At 60.4% G+C, this 19921-nt stretch carries 18 protein-coding genes; 9 read left to right on the forward strand and 9 right to left on the reverse strand.

Annotated elements, in window-relative coordinates; genetic code table 11:
- Nucleotides 1-47: 47 nt before the first annotated feature.
- The 4 genes from ACTJLB_RS25680 to cynR all read right to left on the reverse strand — a co-directional run bounded on the left by ACTJLB_RS25680 (nt 48) and on the right by cynR (nt 5651).
- Nucleotides 48-950 (reverse strand): polysaccharide deacetylase family protein, encoded by a 903-nt coding sequence (locus ACTJLB_RS25680; RefSeq protein WP_131315526.1) that lies wholly within the window; start codon nt 948-950, stop codon nt 48-50.
- 146 nt (nt 951-1096) lie between these two features.
- Entirely contained in the window at nt 1097-3472 is a 2376-nt protein-coding gene (locus ACTJLB_RS25685) for an acetamidase/formamidase family protein (protein WP_440784899.1), read from the reverse strand.
- 139 nt (nt 3473-3611) lie between these two features.
- Entirely contained in the window at nt 3612-4643 is a 1032-nt protein-coding gene (locus ACTJLB_RS25690) for an acetamidase/formamidase family protein (protein WP_131315522.1), read from the reverse strand.
- A gap of 123 nt (nt 4644-4766) precedes the next feature.
- Nucleotides 4767-5651: a transcriptional regulator CynR gene (gene cynR / locus ACTJLB_RS25695; protein WP_440784900.1), complete on the reverse strand. Its 885-nt coding sequence runs from the start codon at nt 5649-5651 to the stop codon at nt 4767-4769.
- Nucleotides 5652-5766: 115 nt separating this feature from the next.
- Here cynR and ACTJLB_RS25700 point away from each other — a divergent pair, with 115 nt between their 5' ends.
- The 3 genes from ACTJLB_RS25700 to ACTJLB_RS25710 all read left to right on the forward strand — a co-directional run bounded on the left by ACTJLB_RS25700 (nt 5767) and on the right by ACTJLB_RS25710 (nt 8065).
- On the forward strand, nt 5767-6426 hold the full coding sequence (locus ACTJLB_RS25700) for a carbonic anhydrase (RefSeq protein WP_214880684.1): 660 nt from the start codon (nt 5767-5769) through the stop codon (nt 6424-6426).
- A gap of 28 nt (nt 6427-6454) precedes the next feature.
- The gene (gene cynS / locus ACTJLB_RS25705) at nt 6455-6925 is read left to right on the forward strand and encodes a cyanase (RefSeq protein WP_020067689.1); all 471 of its coding nucleotides are present in this window, start codon (nt 6455-6457) and stop codon (nt 6923-6925) included.
- A gap of 102 nt (nt 6926-7027) precedes the next feature.
- On the forward strand, nt 7028-8065 hold the full coding sequence (locus tag ACTJLB_RS25710) for an MBL fold metallo-hydrolase (protein WP_440784901.1): 1038 nt from the start codon (nt 7028-7030) through the stop codon (nt 8063-8065).
- 158 nt (nt 8066-8223) lie between these two features.
- Here the strand turns inward: ACTJLB_RS25710 and ACTJLB_RS25715 are convergent, their stop codons facing one another.
- Both ACTJLB_RS25715 and argC read right to left on the reverse strand, forming a co-directional pair.
- Complete coding sequence (locus tag ACTJLB_RS25715) at nt 8224-8544, reverse strand: hypothetical protein (RefSeq protein WP_310066930.1); 321 nt, start codon at nt 8542-8544, stop codon at nt 8224-8226.
- 198 nt (nt 8545-8742) lie between these two features.
- Nucleotides 8743-9672 carry an N-acetyl-gamma-glutamyl-phosphate reductase gene (gene argC / locus ACTJLB_RS25720; protein WP_440784902.1) on the reverse strand — a complete coding sequence of 310 codons (930 nt, stop codon included), beginning with the start codon at nt 9670-9672 and terminating at the stop codon, nt 8743-8745.
- A 123-nt stretch (nt 9673-9795) separates the two neighbouring features.
- Between argC and ACTJLB_RS25725 the strand changes: the two genes are divergently transcribed.
- Together ACTJLB_RS25725 and ACTJLB_RS25730 are read left to right on the forward strand one after the other, a co-directional pair.
- A complete protein-coding gene (locus tag ACTJLB_RS25725) occupies nt 9796-10680 on the forward strand; it encodes a LysR family transcriptional regulator (RefSeq protein ID WP_020067685.1) in 885 nt (294 codons plus the stop codon).
- A gap of 209 nt (nt 10681-10889) precedes the next feature.
- Entirely contained in the window at nt 10890-11918 is a 1029-nt protein-coding gene (locus tag ACTJLB_RS25730; RefSeq protein WP_440784903.1) for a DUF1214 domain-containing protein, read from the forward strand.
- A gap of 133 nt (nt 11919-12051) precedes the next feature.
- Here the strand turns inward: ACTJLB_RS25730 and ACTJLB_RS25735 are convergent, their stop codons facing one another.
- Nucleotides 12052-12438 carry a MerR family transcriptional regulator gene (locus ACTJLB_RS25735; protein ID WP_288825699.1) on the reverse strand — a complete coding sequence of 129 codons (387 nt, stop codon included), beginning with the start codon at nt 12436-12438 and terminating at the stop codon, nt 12052-12054.
- 86 nt (nt 12439-12524) lie between these two features.
- On the opposite strand from ACTJLB_RS25735, the gene ACTJLB_RS25740 reads away from it, so the two are divergent.
- Together ACTJLB_RS25740 and ACTJLB_RS25745 are read left to right on the forward strand one after the other, a co-directional pair.
- Nucleotides 12525-13433, forward strand: a complete 909-nt coding sequence (locus tag ACTJLB_RS25740) for an alpha/beta fold hydrolase (RefSeq protein WP_440784904.1) — start codon at nt 12525-12527, stop codon at nt 13431-13433.
- A gap of 25 nt (nt 13434-13458) precedes the next feature.
- Nucleotides 13459-14358, forward strand: coding sequence for an alpha/beta fold hydrolase (locus ACTJLB_RS25745; protein ID WP_440784905.1), 900 nt, complete (start codon nt 13459-13461; stop codon nt 14356-14358).
- 100 nt (nt 14359-14458) lie between these two features.
- Here ACTJLB_RS25745 and ACTJLB_RS25750 read toward each other — a convergent pair whose 3' ends face one another.
- Nucleotides 14459-15829 carry a sensor domain-containing diguanylate cyclase gene (locus ACTJLB_RS25750; protein ID WP_440784906.1) on the reverse strand — a complete coding sequence of 457 codons (1371 nt, stop codon included), beginning with the start codon at nt 15827-15829 and terminating at the stop codon, nt 14459-14461.
- Between the two features lie 360 nt (nt 15830-16189).
- On the reverse strand, nt 16190-17305 hold the full coding sequence (locus tag ACTJLB_RS25755) for an NADH:flavin oxidoreductase (protein ID WP_440784907.1): 1116 nt from the start codon (nt 17303-17305) through the stop codon (nt 16190-16192).
- 106 nt (nt 17306-17411) lie between these two features.
- On the opposite strand from ACTJLB_RS25755, the gene ACTJLB_RS25760 reads away from it, so the two are divergent.
- Both ACTJLB_RS25760 and ACTJLB_RS25765 read left to right on the forward strand, forming a co-directional pair.
- The gene (locus tag ACTJLB_RS25760) at nt 17412-18317 is read left to right on the forward strand and encodes a LysR family transcriptional regulator (RefSeq protein ID WP_440784908.1); all 906 of its coding nucleotides are present in this window, start codon (nt 17412-17414) and stop codon (nt 18315-18317) included.
- Between the two features lie 135 nt (nt 18318-18452).
- Nucleotides 18453-19739 carry a sensor domain-containing diguanylate cyclase gene (locus ACTJLB_RS25765; RefSeq protein ID WP_440784909.1) on the forward strand — a complete coding sequence of 429 codons (1287 nt, stop codon included), beginning with the start codon at nt 18453-18455 and terminating at the stop codon, nt 19737-19739.
- Nucleotides 19740-19921 lie beyond the last annotated feature (182 nt).

The raw sequence follows: 19921 nt of genomic DNA on the forward strand, positions 1-19921 counted from the left end.
AAAATATCGGTTAAACAGGTGGTATGGCGATGCGAGAAGAGGGGGAGTCAATGGCCAAGGAAGTCCATGTGACTTGCGATCGAACCCGGCGTAGTGATGCAGATCCGGCCTTCGTCGCGCGCGCGGACGATATGCTCGAGCGCTCGCCGCAAGTGAACCAGGCGGTGCGGCTGTCCTGCCAGGTATGCATGCAAGGCAATGCCCATCACCAGCGGCTCGCGGGCGGACTGCCGCAGCATCTCCTCGAAGTGATCTATCACCAGATCGGCGAACGACCTTGCGTCCATCTGACGCGCGAGGATCATTGGAATATCGTTGACTTCTTCCGGGTACGGAATAGCCCACAGCGGCTGACCGTTGCGTGTAACGAGGCGCGTGGGTTGATCGTCGTGACACCAGTTGAGCGTGTACTGGTAACCCGCTTCCGCCACGAGATCGCTGGTGACGTGACTCTCGGACAACCACGGCGATAACCAGCCCGCCGGCTGCTGTGCACTTTCCGCGGCGATTCGCTCGCGACATGCCACGATCAGCGCACGTTCGTCGGCCTCGGACAGCGTTCCCTGTCTTTCTGAATTGGTATGGCCGTGGGCGACAAGTTCATCGCCGCGTTGGGCGAACGCGGCGACCAGGTCAGGGCAGTGATCATAGAGCGCGGTATTGATGATGCCCGCTACCGGTAGCGCCAGTTCATCGAACAGATCGAGACAGCGCCATGCTCCCACGCGCAACGCGTACTCGCGCCATGCGTGATTCAGTACGTCTGGCTCAGGCATCACTGGACCGATGGTGGGGCCTAGTCCTTCGCCGAACGCAAAATGTTCGATGTTGAAACCGATGTAGACAGCGAGGCGGGAACCGTCGGGCCAGCGATAGACAGGACGGCCGCCGATCGGCGAATAGTCAAAGCGCCCGTGGCCGGCCAGCGCGCGATATGCGGGAGAATCCATGGTGCAGTGTCCTGTCGAACGGCGCGCACGCCTGTGTTCACGTCAGGACCCATCGTACGGAAGCCAAAATCGCCGCATCGTGCTTGCTGCGAACAAACTCTTGTACGCGCGCGTATTGAAGCCGCCGCTTGCTACGTCACGCTACGTCACGCGGAGAACAGCGATTTCCGGATGATCGCGTGCACGCCCCAATTGCCGTCTACCACCTGCGTCACACCGAAGTCGATCGCGACTGAGATCAGCGAAATCGCCTCGTCCTCGGACAGGCCCTTGGTGGTCATGAGGAAACGCCGCGTTTTTATGAAAGCGTCGCGCATCGCGAGGTCAAGGGTGGATTTTTCGTACACGGCGCTTTGCGCGCTGGTACCGAACTCGGCCAGATAGTTTGGATAGCTGAAGCCGTGGAGAACCCATTCGTCTGCGGTTTCTACTAACGGATACGTGAGGTCGGCGTACACCTGGTTGGCGAGCGTTTCTTTCTTGTGAAGCACTACCTGGAATTCGCCGGTGAGCGAACACTCGATCGCGGTGCCGCACAGTTCCGAGTCTCCCTGCGATGCATGCGGGTCGCCGATGGAGAGGAGGGCGCCGGGCACGCCGACCGGCAAGAACACGCTCGCGCCGCGGGTGACGCGCCAGTTGTCAAGATTTCCGCCGAAGGTCGAAGGCGGAATTGAATCGATTAGCCCGTCCTGCTGCGGCGCGACGCTGATCACGCCAAAATGCGGACGCACTGGAATCTGGACATTCTTCAGGATGTCGTGATTCTCAACCACTGTCGAATGATCGACCGGCACGCCGGGATAATCGATTGTCGGATGCATCACGCCGAAAGGATCGCGCTGGGGTGTCCAGCGAAAGTTGTAGACGGCGCGGGCGCAGGCGGTCTCGCTGTCGTTTGCGTCCGCATCGAGTTCATAGATGGTGACGACCTCGCGCGGTTTCGGCTCGGTCAATAGCTCGCGATAGTGGAATCCCCACCACGCGGCAGCATTGCTGCCGAACGCACGGCCGGCGAATTTCGGATTGGCGCACCGTCGCGGGTGAATGTCGAGGATGCGCACTTCCAGCACGTCGCCGGGTTGCGCGCCGCGCACGGCGATAGGTCCGGTGCAGATGTGCACGCCGAAGCCTTCTCCCGCGCCACGGCCGTAAATGGACGCATCCATGGGCCCCGCGCCGCGCCGGTTCACGTTCTTACGCGCTGCGGTCCAGTGGAACACGCTTTCGGCGCCAGGATCGCCGCGCACCATCCGCTCCCAGTCGTCCGCTGCGTGTTGCGTGAGTGTTTCGATAGTCACGGTGTCTGCACTGTCGATTTCCAGCACGGGCTTGAGATCGTGACTGAAGTAGCCCCAATGAATCGTATTGGCGGTTGCGCGCAGCAGATGATGACGCGGCTTGCTGGACTCGCGGGTGGGCGATGAGGAAGGAACTTCGGGTTGCGTCGCAATGTACGGCTCGTCCGCGGCTTCCTGTACGGCACCCTGGCCGGCGAGTTGTGCATGCACGAGCAGGTTCCCCGCGTTGACGGGCAAGCCGCGTGAGATACGCCGCACGAGATGGCGCGCCAGTTCGAGACTCGCTTCGTGCCGGAAAGTGCGCGGCGATGCCCGATATTGCTCCCGGAACGCGCGGCTGAAATAGGCCGCGTCATTGAAACCCCAGCGGAAGCAGACATCGGCAATGGAGAGCTTTTCATATAGAGGATTGACCAGATCCGCGCGGCAACGCTCCAGCCTGCGCGAGCGCAGATAAGTCGAGAAATTCTGCCCGACTGCTTCGAAAAGCTTCTGTAAATAGCGCGGCGAGACGCGCTCCTGTTTCGCTATCGATGTGAGCCCGAGATCCGGATCGGCCAGATTGGCCTCGATCGTTCGGCACACGCGCGAGAAAAGGGCGGCTTGAGATGGAGTGAGACCACTGAAGCTGCCTTCCTTGTCATGACCGACGAGAGACGCGACGAGGAACTCCGCAAGCGCGAGTTCCAGTGGACGCAACTCGTCGAGCGTCAACGTTTCCACGCTTTCCGCCACCGAGCGCAGAAAGCCGGAAAACACATGGCCGATACCGGCGTCTCCTGGCAACCGCCCGGCACGCAATGAAAACGGTGTTAGAAGACGTGCGTTGATCGCAGCGCGGGGCACTCGGATCACAAACGCCCGAAAGTCTGACGTGAACGAAAGGAGCGCTTCCTCGCGCGAGGAAGCATAGACGATATCGCCGGTAGCAACGCTCTCGCTCGCACCGTCGGCAACGAGCGTCAGGCAGCCGTCGATATGCAGCACGATCAGAAGACTGTCTGCGCCGTCGACATTGAGTTCGATGGTTTGCGCGAAAGCGGCGAGCGCGATCAACTCGAAGCCGTTGGTCGACATGCGTGACCTGACGGTGCCATGCAAGTGGGGCGCGGCTGCCTCAGGCGCGCCGGAACGCAGGCCGAATCGGCCCAGCGCCTCTTTCCATGCTCGCAGGCGATCTGTCTCGGCGTATGACTCGGTGGTGAAACGCTGTAGATCCAACCCAAGGCTCCCGTACGCTGACGAACGTCAGTCGAGTTGTTCAAGGGCAATGTCCGTGCCATCGATAACAGCCCGGTTGGCGCCGCAGCGCTGCGCCACGGCAGTGCGCGGGCGCACCGCCGTGGCGCGCGCGCACAGCTCACGCGCGAGGTCGTTTCTTCGGAGGAAAAATGCTGCGGGGGATCTTGCAGTGAATGCCCTGACGGCCATCGACCACCTGCGTCACGGAGAAATCGGCCGCCACGCTCATCAGCGAATAGGCGTCGTCGCGCGATAACCCTTGCCGTTCGGTGAGCAGAAGCAACATATCGCGAGAAGCGTTTCTGGTCGCGATATTCAGGTCTTCATCGAAACCGTGGACGATCCAGTAATCCGGCGTCTCCAGCAACGGTGAAGGGAATGTAAAGTCCCGCCGCAACACGATCTGGAACATCACATTGAGCGAGGCCTCAATTGCGGTGCCGCTAATCTCGCCATCGCCTTGCGATACATGCGGGTCGCCGATCGAGAATAGACCACCGTCCACCGCGACTGGGTAATACATGGTGGATCCAGCGCCGATGCGCCAATTATCGATATTGCCGCCATGCGCGCCTGGTGGCACGGTGCTCACGCGGCCAGCCACGTCGGGCGCGACGCCTGCGGTGCCCAGGTGAGGGCGCACCGGCACACGAATGCCTTCGAGCGCGAGTTCCCGGCAGCAGTCCCGAACGTCCGATCGCTTGCCCGGCACCAGATATTTTCCCGGGTAGTCGTATGCATACAATGCGTGAGCCGTATTGGACGTCTGATCGAGCTCATAGATCGTGACCCGCTCTTTGTCGAAGTCGGTAAACAGATGACCCCAGTGCGCGGCGAGATTCGAGCCGTAATTGAAACGCGGGGTCATTTGTAAGTAACGCACCTCGAGCAGGTCGCCGGGTCTCGCGTCTCTCACGAAGATCGGCCCCGTCATGAGATGCACGCCGGGTTGCCGATCGGATTCCGGAATCGTGTCGTAGAGCGCCCGCACCGTGTCGTCCATCATCAGATCGGGCGCGTCGCCCGCATGATGCGTGATCGCTTCGGCGCGCACGAAATCGCCGCTCTCGACGATCAGCGCGGGCGCTAGCGCCGCGTCAAAGTAGCCCCAGTGGACATTCCGTGTAATGGCTGGCAGTTCGTGAAGCATGCTTGGCTTAGCTCCGTAAGAGTATGCGGTCGGTGCGGCGCTACCGATGGCAGATCGTACGGGCGACAAAATGCAACGACTTGGGCGACTGCGCACAAAAGCTTGTGCGTGAGCGAATCACGCCTACAGGCTCTGACTTACTTCAGTAGCGACTTCAGCGAACGCGCGCGCAGCGGCAGTTCGATATGCACCTTTGCGCCGCAACAGCGCGGCTGTTCGCTGCGGTAACGAAGGTTCGAGCTTGAGGAGCGACAGATCACCGTTTTGCCGCGCGATGGCCGCGGGCAGTATGGTCGCGAGCTGACTGCAGCCGACAATCCCGATGACAGCACTAATAGAGTTGGCCTCTACTGCTATGCGCGGTGCCACGCCGTGCTCGCGGCAGTAGTAATCGATGTAATGCCGCGTGGCGAACGTTTCGTTTAGCAGTACCCAAGCTTCCCGTTCGAAGTCGCGAGGCGTTAGCGCGCCGCGCTTCCTCGCTCGGGGATGCGAGTTTCCGACCACGACAGCAAGCGCCTCGACAAGCAGAGGCTCAGTTTCGATATCGGGTGAATGCGTGTCTGCGAACGCGATGCCCATATCCAGCTGGTCTTCGTTCAAAAGTACTTCCATCCGTTCCTGCGACATCTCCTCGATATTCAGGATGATGCCGGGATAACGCTGGTTGAACCTGTCGACAAGCGGTCCGACGAGGTAGGCGGTAAACGTCGGTGTCATGCCGAGCCGCAATGACCCGCGGCTCAGGTCGTGCACGTCGTGAATAGCTTGTCTACCGGCGTCCAGATCCTGTAGCGCTCGTTGAGCATAGAGCAGCCACGCCGCGCCGGCGTCGGTCAACCGGATTGTCCGGCCACTTCGATCGAGCAATTGCACGCATAACGTGTCCTCGAGCTGCCTGATCTGCTGCGACAGGGTGGGCTGCGAGACATGCAGTGCCTCTGCCGCGCGCGTGAAATTGCGATGCTCGGCCACGGCGAGGAAGTAGCGGATATGTCGGAGCAGCATGGTCCCTCACTATAGGCGTCTCCTATAGAAACCATAATAAACCGGTCTTGGACGCTATGGTTGAACGGATTCATGCTTCGACCATCGGTTCACAACTTGCCGGAGGGGCGAAGAGATGAAAGACATCATTGACGGTTTCCTGAAGTTCCAGCGCGACGCCTTTCCCCGACGCTCCGAGCTGTTCAAGCGGCTGGCCACGAGCCAGAATCCGCGCACTCTCTTTATCTCGTGCTCCGACAGCCGGCTTGTCCCCGAACTCGTTACACAGCGTGAGCCGGGAGATCTGTTCGTGATACGCAACGCAGGCAACATCGTGCCGTCGTACGGTCCCGAACCCGGCGGCGTTTCGGCAACGGTGGAATACGCTGTGTCGGCGCTCGGTGTCACCGACGTCGTGATCTGCGGCCACTCGGATTGCGGCGCGATGACCGCAATCGCCGCCTGCAAATGTTTGGACCACATGCCCGCCGTGCGCAACTGGTTGCGCTATGCGGATTCCGCGAGAGTCGTCAACGAGGCGCGCGTGCACGCCAACGAGCGTGAGCGCGTCGACTCGATGGTCCGCGAAAACGTGATCGCTCAGCTGGCGAACATCAAGACGCACCCATCCGTGAGACTCGCGCTCGAACAGGGGCATCTCGCGCTGCACGGCTGGGTCTACAACATCGAAACCGGTTCTATTGATGCGCTCGACGGTGCGACGGACCGTTTTGTTTCTCTCTCCGAGCATCCGCATGTCTGTGCAACGCCTGCACGACTTTCCCGCGCTGCCTGAATCCTGTTCATCAACTGAAGGAACCATCATGACCCAGTCGCAATTCAGCCAAACCACTCGCCAGAATCTCGCGGATGTGATCATCGACGCGAAGATCCGCAAGAACCTGACCTTTGAGCAGATCAACGAAGGTACCGGGCTCAGCCTCGCATTCGTCACGGCTGCGCTGCTCGGCCAGCATCCGCTGCCTGCCGATGCTGCCAAGGTCGTCGCCGACAAGCTCGATCTCGATGAAGGCGCCGTACGCCTGTTACAGAGCATTCCGGTGCGCGGCAGCATCCCGGGGGGCGTGCCGACCGATCCAACGATCTATCGGTTCTATGAAATGGTTCAGATCTACGGCTCAACCCTCAAGGCGCTCGTGCACGAGAAGTTTGGCGACGGCATTATCAGCGCGATCAACTTCAAGCTGGACATCAAGAAAGTGGACGATCCAGAGGGTGGGTCGCGGGCCGTGATCACGCTCGACGGCAAGTATCTGCCGACCAAGCCGTTCTGAGTCGACAGTGAAGCATTTTCGGGGCGATGTGACTTCTGCCTGCTGATACGAATCACGTTGGACTTCAGCGGAAAACGTGGTTCGCTCCATGAAAAGGGAGATATGAAAGTGAAAGTACTTGTCAGACTCGGAACGATTGCAAAAGAAGCCGTATTAACCAGGCTCGTGTTGGTACTGGTTTCCATCGCTGCGAGTTCTTTGCTAGTTTCCACGTCAGCTGTGGCCGATCCCGTGAGCCCGTCCTCGACGAGCACGAGTGCAACGCCGGATGACTATTTTCATACCGGTGCAGGCGCACGATATCTGCGGCGTGCCGATGAAGACATCGTCGTCAATCCTCAACGCGGAAACATCACGGTGCTGATGGGGTCCGGTGGCAACATCACGGTTCTATCGGGCAGGGACGGTAAATTCCTGGTGGACGCGGGCATCAGCAAGTCGCAGCAAAAGGTCCGGGCGGCGCTCGACAACATCGGTCCCTCGCCGCTGAAATACGTGGTCAATACTCATTGGCACTGGGACCATACCGACGGCAACGCGTGGATGCATGAGGCGGGTGCCACTATCGTTGCCCAACGGAATACCGCAAAGCATCTGACTGAAACGACGCATGTCAATGCGTGGAACTGGACCTTCGACCCGGTGCCGGCAGATGCGCGCCCGACACTCCTGGTCGATCACAAGAAGACTTTCAATTTTTCGGGCACCAGCGTCGAAGTGGAAAATTTCGGCGGTGGCCATACCGATGGCGATCTGTGGGTGTACTTCAAGAATGCCGATGTGCTTGCTCTCGGCGACACATTCTGGAACGGCATCTATCCATACATCGACAACGAGGACGGCGGCAGTATCGACGGCGCGATCAATTGGGCCAACAAAGCTGTTGCGCGCACAACTGATCACACGATCGTTGTCCCCGGTCATGGCCCCGTTGGTACGCGAACTCAATTGATCGAGTTCCGGGACATGCTTGTCACGGTACGCAATAACGTGATGACGCTGAAGCAGCAAGGTAAATCGCTTGACGAAATCATTGCCGCCAAGCCGACCGCCGCCTTCGATGCAAAATGGGGGAATTTCGTGTTCAACGGCGATCAGTTCACGAAGATGGTCTACGCCGGTCTGCAATCGGGAAACTGAACTTCGCCGCGCGCCATCGTAGGCGCTAGCTCATGTGCCCCACGACGATGCGTGGGGCGGCCCGCTGTCGCGAGGGCAGCAGTGTTACCGTGTGCCAGATGGCGAACAGCGGGTCGTGACGGTGGCTTCATCGCCACCGAGATTCAACGAAATTGCTTCTACTTACCCGATGCCGGCGACTTCACACTCGGCGTCGCCAAGGTGTTGTTGCCGCCCACCGGTGCGGTGGCGCCGGAAGTCGAATCGCTGTTAACGCTGCTCGGCAGACCCGAATTGGGACGGCCGGACATGCCGCTGTCGGAATTGGTGGTGCCCGGTGTGCCGTAGCCGCCCGTTGCACTATTCACCTGGTTTGCGGGGCTAGCGGTGCTGCCTGCCGAACCGTTCCCGCCGGAGCCACCGGCGGCCTGTGCGTAGGCGCCGCCCGACAGCGTGAGTGCGGCGACAGCCGCGAGTAACGCGCTCGTTGCCTTGCTCATGATTTCTGCCTCCTTTGTCAGAGAGAATTGGGACGCAGCCGTTTGCCGCATCCTTAATACCTGTGGAGCAATCAATGTGCCGGGCCTCGCGCGGTGGCAAAAAAATGCATATCGAATGTCCGGCGGGGAGCGAGCCATTCCTCATGTCGCACTGCCGGCTTGCACGTGCGGCCGAACGTTGGGTCAAACCATCGGCCGCTATTGCTGCGTGAGCATCAGGTTCAGGTTCTGAACCGCAGCGCCGGATGCGCCTTTGCCAAGATTATCGAAAACCGCTGAAAGCAGAACGTGCCCGTGATCCACGGCAGGAAATACGCTTAAGCGCATGTCGTTGGTACCGTTCAGTACTTGCGGGTCCAGGTGCTTCTCAGCGCACGATTCATGCAGCGGCACGACACGCACGTGGATCGCCTCGGCATAGTGGCGTGCGAGGCATGCGTGTAACGTCGCGCCATCTACGCCGGGTGCCAGCAACCGCAACTGTAAGGGCACCGTCAGCACGATGCCCTGGCGGAACGCCCCATACGCAGGCACGAAGACCGGACGCTGCGCGAGCAGCGCGTGCTGCTGGATCTCCGGCGTGTGCTTGTGCGCGAGATCCAGACCATATACCTGGAATGAAGGCGCGTTGATGGCATCGGGACCTTCATGCTCCTCCACTCCGGCACGCCCGCGTCCGGAGTAACCGGACACCGCATGAATGCTGATAGGGTAGTTGTCGGGTATCAGCCCGGCCTGCAACAGCGGACGCAGCAAGCCGATCGCACCCGTCGGGTAGCAACCGGGATTGGTGACCCGACGTGCGCTCGCAATGCGCTCAGGCTGTCCCGACGTCATTTCCGGAAAACCGTATGTCCAGCCCGTCTGCGTGCGGTGGGCCGAACTTGCGTCGATGACCCTGACGGCAGGATTAACGATGGCGTTCACCGCCTCGCGTGCGGCGGCATCGGGCAAACAGAGAATCGCGATGTCGCAGGCGTTGATGGCTTCTGCGCGAAGGCGTGCATCTTTGCGTTCTGCGGCGGCAAGCGTGAACACCGTGATGTCGGTCCGATTGCGCAGCCTTTCATGGATCTGCAGTCCGGTGGTGCCTTGGTCGCCATCGATGAAAATAACGGGAGCGCTCATACGCGAAATACTCCGAATGGTGGTAATGGACGGGAGGAGCCTCCATGTTCATCGAACCGCTAGAATAGGAAAAGTTGAATTTTATAACCTTTCAATTCAGTTTTCCTGAATCGGGACGTCGACATGCGAGAGATCAGTCTGGACCGCCTGCGTACTCTGATTGCGATTACCGAGCGTGGCTCGTTTGCCGATGCAGCGCGCGCGCTGAATCTGGCGCCGCCGACGGTCAGCCTGCATATCGCTGAACTCGAAAGTCGCATCGGGGCGCCGCTCCTGTCGAGAAAGCGCGGTCAGGTGAGGCCGTCGGCAATAGGTGAGGTGCTAGTGGAGCGCGCGCGTCGACTGCTGGCCGATGCGGAGCAGGCGTTGGACGATATTCAACGCCAGGTGCAGGGGATAGAAGGGCGCGTGCGGCTCGGCGCGTCGACCGGCGTGATCGCGTACCTGTTGCCGCAAGCGCTCGAGGTGCTGCGCGAGAATAACCCTGCAATCGATATCCAGCTTGCGGTACTCACGTCGCATGAAACGCTGTCGCGCCTGGCGGATGGGACGCTGGATATCGGGCTGGTCGCGCTGCCGCAGCCCCGCGTGGCTGGACTCGTGATAAAGCCCTGGCGCCGGGACCCTGTAATGGCCTTCGTTCCGGCGCATTGGCGGTGCCCCGCCCGGGTGACGCCTGAATGGCTCGCCGCTCAACCTCTCATTCTCAATGATGCGACTACACGTCTCTCGCGCCTGACGGCCGAGTGGTTTGCGACCGCGGGGCATCATCCTGCGCCGCGCATCCAGCTCAACTACAACGACGCGATCAAGAGTCTGGTAGCGGCAGGATACGGCGCAGCGCTGCTGCCCCATGAGGCCACCACGCCAGTCCCCGATCGGCGGATTGTCATGCGTCCACTGCGCCCGGCGTTGTGGCGTCGGCTCGGCATCGCACATCGGGCGGGGTACGTTGAGCGTTCCACTCAACATGTACTCGATGTGTTGTGGGACCTACGATTAGCTTAAACGTTGCCTGGTCATCGAATTTGACATCGGGTTTCATTGACAGCGTGGCCTCGTGTTAAGCGTTTTCTATCACCTGCGATTCGCGTATTTCCTATCTTTCCTGTACCTTATTTACTACATTTAATCCGCCATGCGAATCAATTGATGACTCAAGCCGGGCCACGAGTCAGTTTCGGATTCAAGTCACTTCCAACTACTAGCGAGACGTCATGGGAAAACACAAAATCACTTTTGCAGTTGCGATGCTGTCACTGCTCGCGACAATCCAGACTGCGCTTGCACAGTCGGTCCCGGTACCGGTCATCACCGACAATTTCATTCGTGCGGAATCCGATGCAGAGTTGGCTAAGGTGGTGAAAAGCAACGGATTCGGCAAATTCTTCCACAACAGGGAAATTGCTCCGGTGGACCAGCAGATCGTCGTGCGCGTGAATCGGGATACGCTCTATTCTTCGGCAGTGTTCGATCTCGATGCTGGTCCGGTGACCATCACCTTGCCCGACGCGGGAAAGCGCTTCCGTTCGATGATCGTCATCAACCAGAATCACTATGCTCAGGAAGTCGTCTACAACCCCGGCAGATACACGCTGGACAGAAAGCAGATCGGCACGCGGTATGTGCTCGCAACGGTCCGTACGCTAGTCAACCCGGCTGATCCGGGCGATCTTGCCAAGGCTCATGCGTTGCAGGACGACACCAGGATCGAGCAGAAAAACGTTGGAAGTTTCGACGTGCCCAACTGGGACGAGGCAAGCCAAAAGAAAGTCCGCGACGCGCTTCTGGTGCTTGGGGCAACTCTGCCTAGCGCGCGCAAATCGTTTGGCCGTGAGAGTGACGTTGATCCGGTCCACCATCTCATCGGTACAGCAACTTTATGGGGCGGAAATCCGGATAAAGATGCTATCTATCTCACCCGGACTCCTTCAAGAAATGACGGTACGACGATCTATAAGATCCACGTTGACCGAGGCGTACCGGTTATTGGTTTCTGGTCGGTAACCGTGTATAACGCGGCGGGACTGATCGACCCGAATCCACTCAACGCCTACTCGTTGAACAACACCACCGCGCACAGGAACGCGGACGGCTCGGTGGATATTCAGTTCGGCGGATGCGACGGAAAAGCATCCAACTGTTTGCCCATCGCTGCAGGGTGGAACTACACGGTACGCTTGTATCGGCCCAAGCCGGAAGTTGTGAACGGCAAATGGACGTTTCCGGAGGCTCAGCCGGCTTGAGAGAAGTTGGCTGGCGGTCGGGAATCGTGCAGATAGGCAATCGGACGGGAGTTCGACGGCCCAATCGTTCGCATGAAGAAAACCGCGCCCAATGTTCCTGTTTGACAGCGCTCTCCGCGTGCCGCGGTTCGCGTCAGTCGACGGGCGGCACCGCACCTTCCAGCAAGGTCTTGATTAGCCGCGCGCGCCGCTTTTCGAGGTCCGCGATCTGGCGATCGATGGCTTCGAGCCTTGCCCGCTGGACGTCGGTGATCTGGTCGCAGGAGCGGGCGCCTTCGATTAAAAGCATGCAGTCGGGAAAGCCGCGAATATCGTCGATGGTGAAACCGGTCGCGATCATGCGCTGAACCTGCTTGACCTGCGTGACTGCCTTCTCGGGGAACATGCGATAGCCATTGCTCGCACGTACCGAGGCAAGCAGACCGTGTTCGTCGTAATGCCGGATTGATCGCACGCTCGCGCCGGTGAGTTGCGAGAGTTGTCCGATCGTCAGCAGTTCCTGTGAGGGTGTGTCTTTCATAAAGAGCAGGCTAGCATAATTTGCTTGACCATCACACCAGTGTAAGGGTTGAGACTAGCCGCACTGACACTTCCTCGGGAAAGACAATGACCTTACGAACGTTCCCTCGCTTTCTGATCGCCGTGTTCTGCGCAGCAACACTGCTCGCATCCGCACCCGAGGCGATCGCGGCGCCCACCAGCTATACGGTGACATCGACGGATGGGGTGAAGCTTGCGGTTCAGGAAAGCGGTGATCCGGACGGTCCGCCCATCATTCTGGTGCATGGGCTGCTCGGTAGCCGCCTGAACTGGGAAGCTCAGGTGCAAAGTCCAGAATTGCGCCGATACCGGATCATTACGTACGATCTGCGCGGCCACGGTCTGTCGGACAAGCCGTCCGGTCCGGAGCCATACCACGACGGAAACCGTTGGGGGGACGACCTCGCAGCGGTGATCCAGGGCTCGCACGCGCGCAAGCCCGTCCTGGTCGGGTGGTCGCTCGGCGGTGTGGTGATATCGAACTACCTCGCAAAGTATGGCGATCGCGCGGTCGCGGGTGCCGTGTATGTCGACGGCGTGGTCGAGCTCGCGCCGGTTCAGATCGTCGACCATCCCGATGTGTATCGGGACATGAATTCGCCGGATCTGAAGACGCATCTCGACGGCGAGCGTACCTTCGTGGGCCTGTGTTTCAACCATCGACCTGACGCCGATACATTTGACCGGCTGCTCGCGAACGCCGCAATGGCATCATGGGACATGCAAAAAGAAGTGCCGACAATGACGGTGTTCGCTGCCGAGGGGCTCGGCAAAGCGCGCGTGCCGTTACTCTTCATCTACGGCGGTCACGACGCGCTGGTCGACACGCATGCGACGCTGGCTCGCGCGGCCGCGCTGAATCCGCGCATCGTCAGCAAGGTGTACGCGGACTCGGGGCACGCGCCGTTCATCGAGGAAGCCGCGCGTTTTAATCGCGATCTGGCGGAGTTTGTGAGGTCAGCGTCGCAGCAATGAAGCCACGTTTTGCGAGGAGATGGGCATGACGCAGGGAGACGAGCAGGACTTCTTTCCGGGCTTCGCGAGCCTGGACGTGGAAGCGGGCGATGTCTCGTTTCGCGGCAGGATCGGCGGGAGCGGATCGCCGGTTCTACTTTTGCATGGTTACCCGCAAACCCACGTCGCGTGGCGATTCATTGCGCCGACGCTCGCGAGGTCGCACACCGTTATCGTGCCCGATCTGCCGGGGTACGGCGACAGCCGCACCCGCAACGATCAGCCGCGTTGGACCAAACGTCGCGTAGCCAGCGCGCTCGTCGAGCTGATGGGCCGGCTCGGGCACGAGCGATTCGCGGTGGTCGGGCACGACCGGGGCGCTCGGGCCGGATACCGGCTTGCGCTCGACCATCCTCAATGCGTTGCGGCATATGCCTCGCTGACCGTGATACCGACGCTCGATGCATTCGCATCTATCGAGAAGACATTCGCTTTGAACGCCTGGCACTGGTTCTTCCTGGCGCAGCCCGGCGATCTCCCGGAGCGGATGCTTGCGGCTGACCCGGACGCTTATCTCGACACTGCACTGGCGAAGATGGCCGGCGGTATCGAGCGGATCGATCCCTTGGCCCTCAACGCCTATCGAACCGCGTTCAGGAGTCCGCATGTGCGCCACGCCATGTGCGAAGACTATCGAGCCGCTGCTTCCGAGGACCTGGAGCACGATGCAAGCGATGCAGCTGCGGGACGAAGACTCGCCTGTCCTGTCCTTGTACTGTGGAGCGAGAGCGAACAGAAGGCCCGAAGCATACTGCCTCTCGACACGTGGTCCCGATGGGCAGCGAATGTGACGGGCAAGGGGCTGCCCGGCGGCCATCTGCTTCCTGAGGATGCGCCAGGTGAGGTCTTGACGTCGCTTCAGGATTTTTTGGCCGGACAGCTTTAGCGTTGGCTCCCGCGAAGACCTTGGCGGTTCTGAGGTCGATGGACAGCCAGGCGACCCATACCGTGGTTCGGCGCCGGTTCCCGGCCGCCCGCGTAGCGCGTCAGGGTTTAATGACCGAAACGATGGGAACCTCGCTTTCGGAGACCGACTGCCGCTCGGCAATGTCCATAGCTTCGACCACCCGATTGCGACCGCGTGCCTTCGCCCGATACAGGGCCGTGTCTGCCAGCCCCAGGAGGGCGGGCGCCGATTCGGGCGGATCTGGGAAAGTGCTGGCCATGCCGACCGAGACGGTGACGGGGGCCCCGGCCGGTGATGCCGATCTGATCGCAAGTTTCTCGACAGCGGTTCTTAGCGATTGCGCGACGCGTAGTCCCGCCGCCGGTTCGCATGACGGGAGAACCACCACGAACTCTTCGCCACCGTAGCGTGCGACAAAATCGCCGTGGCGCCGCAAGGTGCCTGATAGCGCCCCTGCGACTTTCTTCAGGCAGTCGTCGCCGGCCATATGTCCATACGTGTCGTTGTACTGCTTGAAATGGTCGACGTCGAGCAGCAGGACGCATAACGGCTGTTTGCTGATCGAAGCTAACGAAAATTCGCGGGCGAACCGGTCGTCGAAATAAGCACGGTTGAAAACGCCGGTGAGGCCGTCGCGTGCCGAGGTCTCAACGAGTTTCCGGTGCGTCTCGGACAGTCGCCGATACAGACCCGTAGTCTCGTAGATCAGCATGCCGAGCACTGCGCTTGACGACACCATCGAAGCGACACGCGCTGCGTACCATCCGACGCTGTATCGCGCGCCCGCCGAAAGGGTGAGTGTCACGTCAATGAGCGCACCGACTAGCGCTACGGCGAGCCACAAGTCCATCAACGAGCGCACGCGGGTTGTCGACACATGAAGCCCCAGCGCCGCGAGGCAAAGCGCTTCGACAATGATCCCTGCGGGGCTGTCCGACAACTGGGTGTACGAACCGGATCTCGCGACCAAAGGCGGGAGGTGAGATTGTCCCGCAGTGGCGAGGATGCACAGTCCGACCGCCACAGCGACGGCGCCAACCGCGACGACTCTGGCAAGAGTGCGGTGCGTCAAGCTCGCGGGAACCGACCGGGCGAACAAAGATGCCGTCACCAGCGCGGGAAAGCCGCCGTGCCACAAAACCCAGATCCATACCGCCGTCTGCGGTCCTGCACCTAAGAGGCCGGTAGGGGAGAACACGCCCGGAAAGACGAGCAGTTGGATCGCGGCGACGACACTGGTGAACGAATAGGCGCCGCTGAGCGCCGCGAACAGCAGCCGGCCTGAGACTGCGTACTGTGTCCACAGCAGCAGGGCCGTCAGGGCCTCGGTCAAGGTAACCCAGGTCGAGAACACTGGGAGAAATGGCGGAACTACCGGGCCCGGATCTTTGGCATATGGCCAGACCAGAACGGCGGCGGCAATCGCCAGCACGGCGACAACCGCGGCCATGACTTTATGTCGGGGCGTGGACGGCAGGTGGACAAGCGTCGTTTGCATTGGAAGAGGAGTCACGAGTGCGGCGGGCGCCACTATAACCCGGCCGCGGCGGGGAACCCTTCGTTTTGACGGCAGCATGCGGGATTTCTTGAGCCCGGCGCTTTCCAGGCGGTCGCCTTGCCCGTTTTATTCCGACGCGGTGTTTGTCATTCTTGCCGCGAGGCAGGTCCAACTGGACCTGTCACGCACTCGAGAAAGAGGTCACGCATACACATGGCGGAACCGTTTCGGTTCTGTCGAACCGCGCGGCGGGAACGACCTCCATGGTGTTTCTACCACCTGCGCATAGAAAGTCGCCGAATAAGAGTCTGTCTATCGGCCACCCTCCATCGCAAGTTCTTCGGGCTTGATGCTGGCGATCGGTTGAAGGATCGAACTATCGAATGTCCGGGGCTCGCGCTGCTTTGCCAGCAGTTCCGGCAGATCGGGATTGGCGAGCGCGCCGCGTCCGACCGTCACCAGATCTGCCCCGGCGGCCAGTGCGTTTTCAATCCGCTCAGCCGTGTGCAAGCCACCGTTTGCAGTGATTGTGACCTTGGGCGCATAACGGCGTGCCAGCGTCACGAGGCTGTCGTGCGTGCCTTCGAAGGCTGGTTGCCATGCCTCGTGCTCGGTCACGTGAAGGAAGTCGATGCCCGCATCCGCAAGTGCGCCGAAGATCACTTCTGCATCCGCCTCGCCCCCCGACCACTTCGAACCAAAGTCATTGACTTTGCCTTGCGAAATCCGGATGCCCACGGGCACAGCATTTCCAACGTTGTGCCTGACAGCGTTCACGACATCGACGAGCAGTTGCGTCCGGGCCTTCGTGTCGCCACCCCAACGGTCGGTCCGACGATTGGTACCCGCAGTCAGGAACTGATCGAGGAGGTATCCATTGGCGCCGTGAATTTCCACGCCGTTGAACCCGGCGATATTCACGGCACGTCGTGCCGCGTCGGCGAAGCCCTGGATCGCCTCATCGATCTCGGCGTCGGTTATCTGTTTCGGCTCGGGATAGAGTCCCTCGCCCCAGTAAAACGTCATCTGTTCACCCTTCGGGCGAACGACCGACGGTCCTACTGTATGGTTTCGGTAAACGTTGCCTTGACTCAGCGCGCCGGCATGCATGAGTTGCGCGAACACGAGGGTCCCATGCTCGTGCATCTCCCGATTGAACGCTGACCACGCCTTCGCCTGTTCGTCGTCGGCCAGGCCCGGCTGAAACCGGTATCCTTGCGAGAACGCCTTGTCGGTATAAATGCCTTCAGTCGTTACCAGCCCGAAGCCACCTTTCGCGAATCGCTTGTAGTAGTCGAACATGGTTTGGGTCGGCTGCCCGTGTTCCGTGGCCGTAATACGCGTCATAGGCGCGACGGCGATACGGTTGCGTACTGCGATGCCGTTGCGGTTATACGGGGAAAGGATAGGGGAGGTTGAGTCGTTCATCTGGCCGCTCGTCTCGTGAAGGAAGGTGATTGCATGGTAGGCGGCGAGAGCAGCGGGAAACAGAGCCTGGACCGTGAAGCCGCCCTAACATTTTTGGATATAACCGATGCTCCTTCCAGACGTTCAGACATTCCTCGCCGTAGCGTCAGCAGGAAGCCTGTCAGCGGCGGCGCGTCAGCTGAACGTGGTGCCTATGCAGGTCTCGCGGCGCATTGCCGCGCTCGAAGAAGACCTCGGCGTGCGCCTCTTTCATCGGACCACTCGGTCGCTTACGCTGACAGCGGAAGGCGAGGCTTTTGTCCCGTACGCCAAGGCAATGGTCGATGCGGAAGCGGGCGCGCGAGCGGAACTGAGTCCGTCACCGGGCACTGCATCCGGCGTGTTGCGCATGACCGCACCGAGTGGTTTCGGACAATCCGTCGTTTTGCCGATGCTGCCAGGCTTGCTGGAAAGCAACCCTGACCTTCGTATCGACCTCGATCTGTCGGATCGGCAAGTCGATATAGTGGGGCAGGGACTGGATCTCGCGTTGCGCATTGCGCCGCTGGAAGATTCAGAACTGGTGGCCAGAAAGATTGCCCCGAACCCACGCCTTATTTGCGTGTCGCCAGGGTATGTCAAGCGGTATGGGCGGCCTGACACGGTCGCGGACCTCGACCAGCATCGTTGTATCAAACTCGATGCTGTCGGGCGGTGGCCGCTCGTCGTCGGCGGCAAGTTGATACGCAAGCGTATTGAAGGCTACGTCACCACCACGAGTGTTGAGGCGGCGCGTACTGCTGCTGTGCAGGGACTGGGCATTGCTATGCTGACCCACTGGGATGTATTCAGGCAGCTAGCTGACAATTCGCTTGTGGAAGTGCGTCTGCAGGACGCCTCCATGGAGGACCTGTCGGTCTGGGCCGTCATTCCGAGCCGGCGATATGTGCCCAACCGCGTGAATGTGTTTCTTGCTGCGCTTCAGAAGGAACTCTCGGATCTGGCGGGAAGGCGCGGTTTACAGCCGCTCTAAACGTTAGGTGAACTTGCGGCGAGCCCCGCAGGCCTAAAGGCGTCGTCAAGTGTTGCCGATATAACATAGTGTGGCCGCGTCAGGGACGCTGGCTATCCTTTCAATCGATACCTCGCCAGGTATCAAGGTATGGTTATGTCCGCTTTGCCCAGTACATCGCACGAGTTCATTGACGGCATGACGATAGGTATCGCTGTCGTGACGCGCGATTCGCGCGGTGAACCGGTCGTCAGCGCGTGCAACGACGTCTTCCTGGCAATGATGGACGACGCTCGCACACATCCGCGATCTTTTCCTGTGCCACTCGAGACATCGATGCTGGACAAGGCAGGGTGTGGATTGCGCGAAAAGCTCGATGCGTGCTTCGACTCGGGCAAAGTCCAAGGACCGGAACCGACCTGCGTGTCCCTCGATGGCGCACGGACATGGCGAGTCGCACTGGAGCCGATGGTCGGTGCGCACACGCCTACTGTCTGCATGACGATCATTGGCCAGGCCCCGACGCGGCAGGTGTCGCGTGAACTGGAAGCTAGCGCATCGCGGTTTCAGGCCGTGATCGACTCGGCTTACGACGCAATCGTCACCATTGACGAGGAGCACCGCATCAGACTGTTCAACCGCGCGGCCGAGAATCTGTTCGGTTATCGGGCGGACGAAGTCATCGGACAGCGGATCGAAATGCTGTTGCCGGAGAAGTTTCGCGGGAACCATGCGCGCAATGTGCGGCAGTTCGCAAACTCGGCGCAGAAAAGCCTGCGCGCGGTGACGCCGCCGCGCATGGACGAAAGCAACAGCGTGTACGGGCGGCATCGGGACGGCACGATTATTCCGGTCGAGATTGCGATTTCGAAGATTGAACTCGAGGGCGAAGTGGAGTTCACTGCTGTCGTTCGCGACATCTCCGATCGTGCCCGGCTTATCCAGCTACTCAAGAAACAGGCGGTCACCGATGCGCTGACTGGCTTGCCGAATCGCCGCGAGTTCATCGATTCCGTCGAAAAAATGCTTGCCGCCGATGGTGTGCTGTCCGTTTTCATTCTAGACATCGACTACTTCAAGAAGATCAACGACAGCTACGGCCACGATATTGGCGATGAAGTCTTGCGCGTGCTGGCAGATGTGGGCATGACGATCCCGTTTGAGTCGAAGCTATTCGCGCGCTGGGGCGGCGAGGAGTTCGTCGGAGCGCTGCCGGGCGCGGACGCGTCCGTCGCGTTCCGCATCGCCGATGCATTGCGCAAGCGCTGTGAGCAGCAGGAATCGGAACACGTGTGGCGGACGAAGCCGATTGCATTCACGGTGAGCATTGGCGTGGTGACGCGTGAGGCGGGCGAACGCGACGTCGACGCGCTGATGCGGCGCGCAGACCGTGCGCTTTATCGCGCGAAAGAGACTGGAAGGAATCGTGTCGCGGTTGGGTGAGTGAGCGCGAGTCGCGAGTCGTGGGTTCGGTCGACATTGCTCATGTCCGGCTGGATCATACGGGACTCGGTTGCGTAGCCGAGAGCCGCGCGGACATGGCGGAAGGCGGTCGAATCTGCGATGATTGTTTTCCGTCATCGTGGCTCGTGGCCGCGCTGGCCCATTGTGGCCCATTGGTGCGC

It is taken from the genome of Paraburkholderia sp. 22098 (assembly GCF_052045935.1).
Taxonomy (GTDB): Bacteria; Pseudomonadota; Gammaproteobacteria; order Burkholderiales; family Burkholderiaceae; genus Paraburkholderia; species Paraburkholderia caledonica.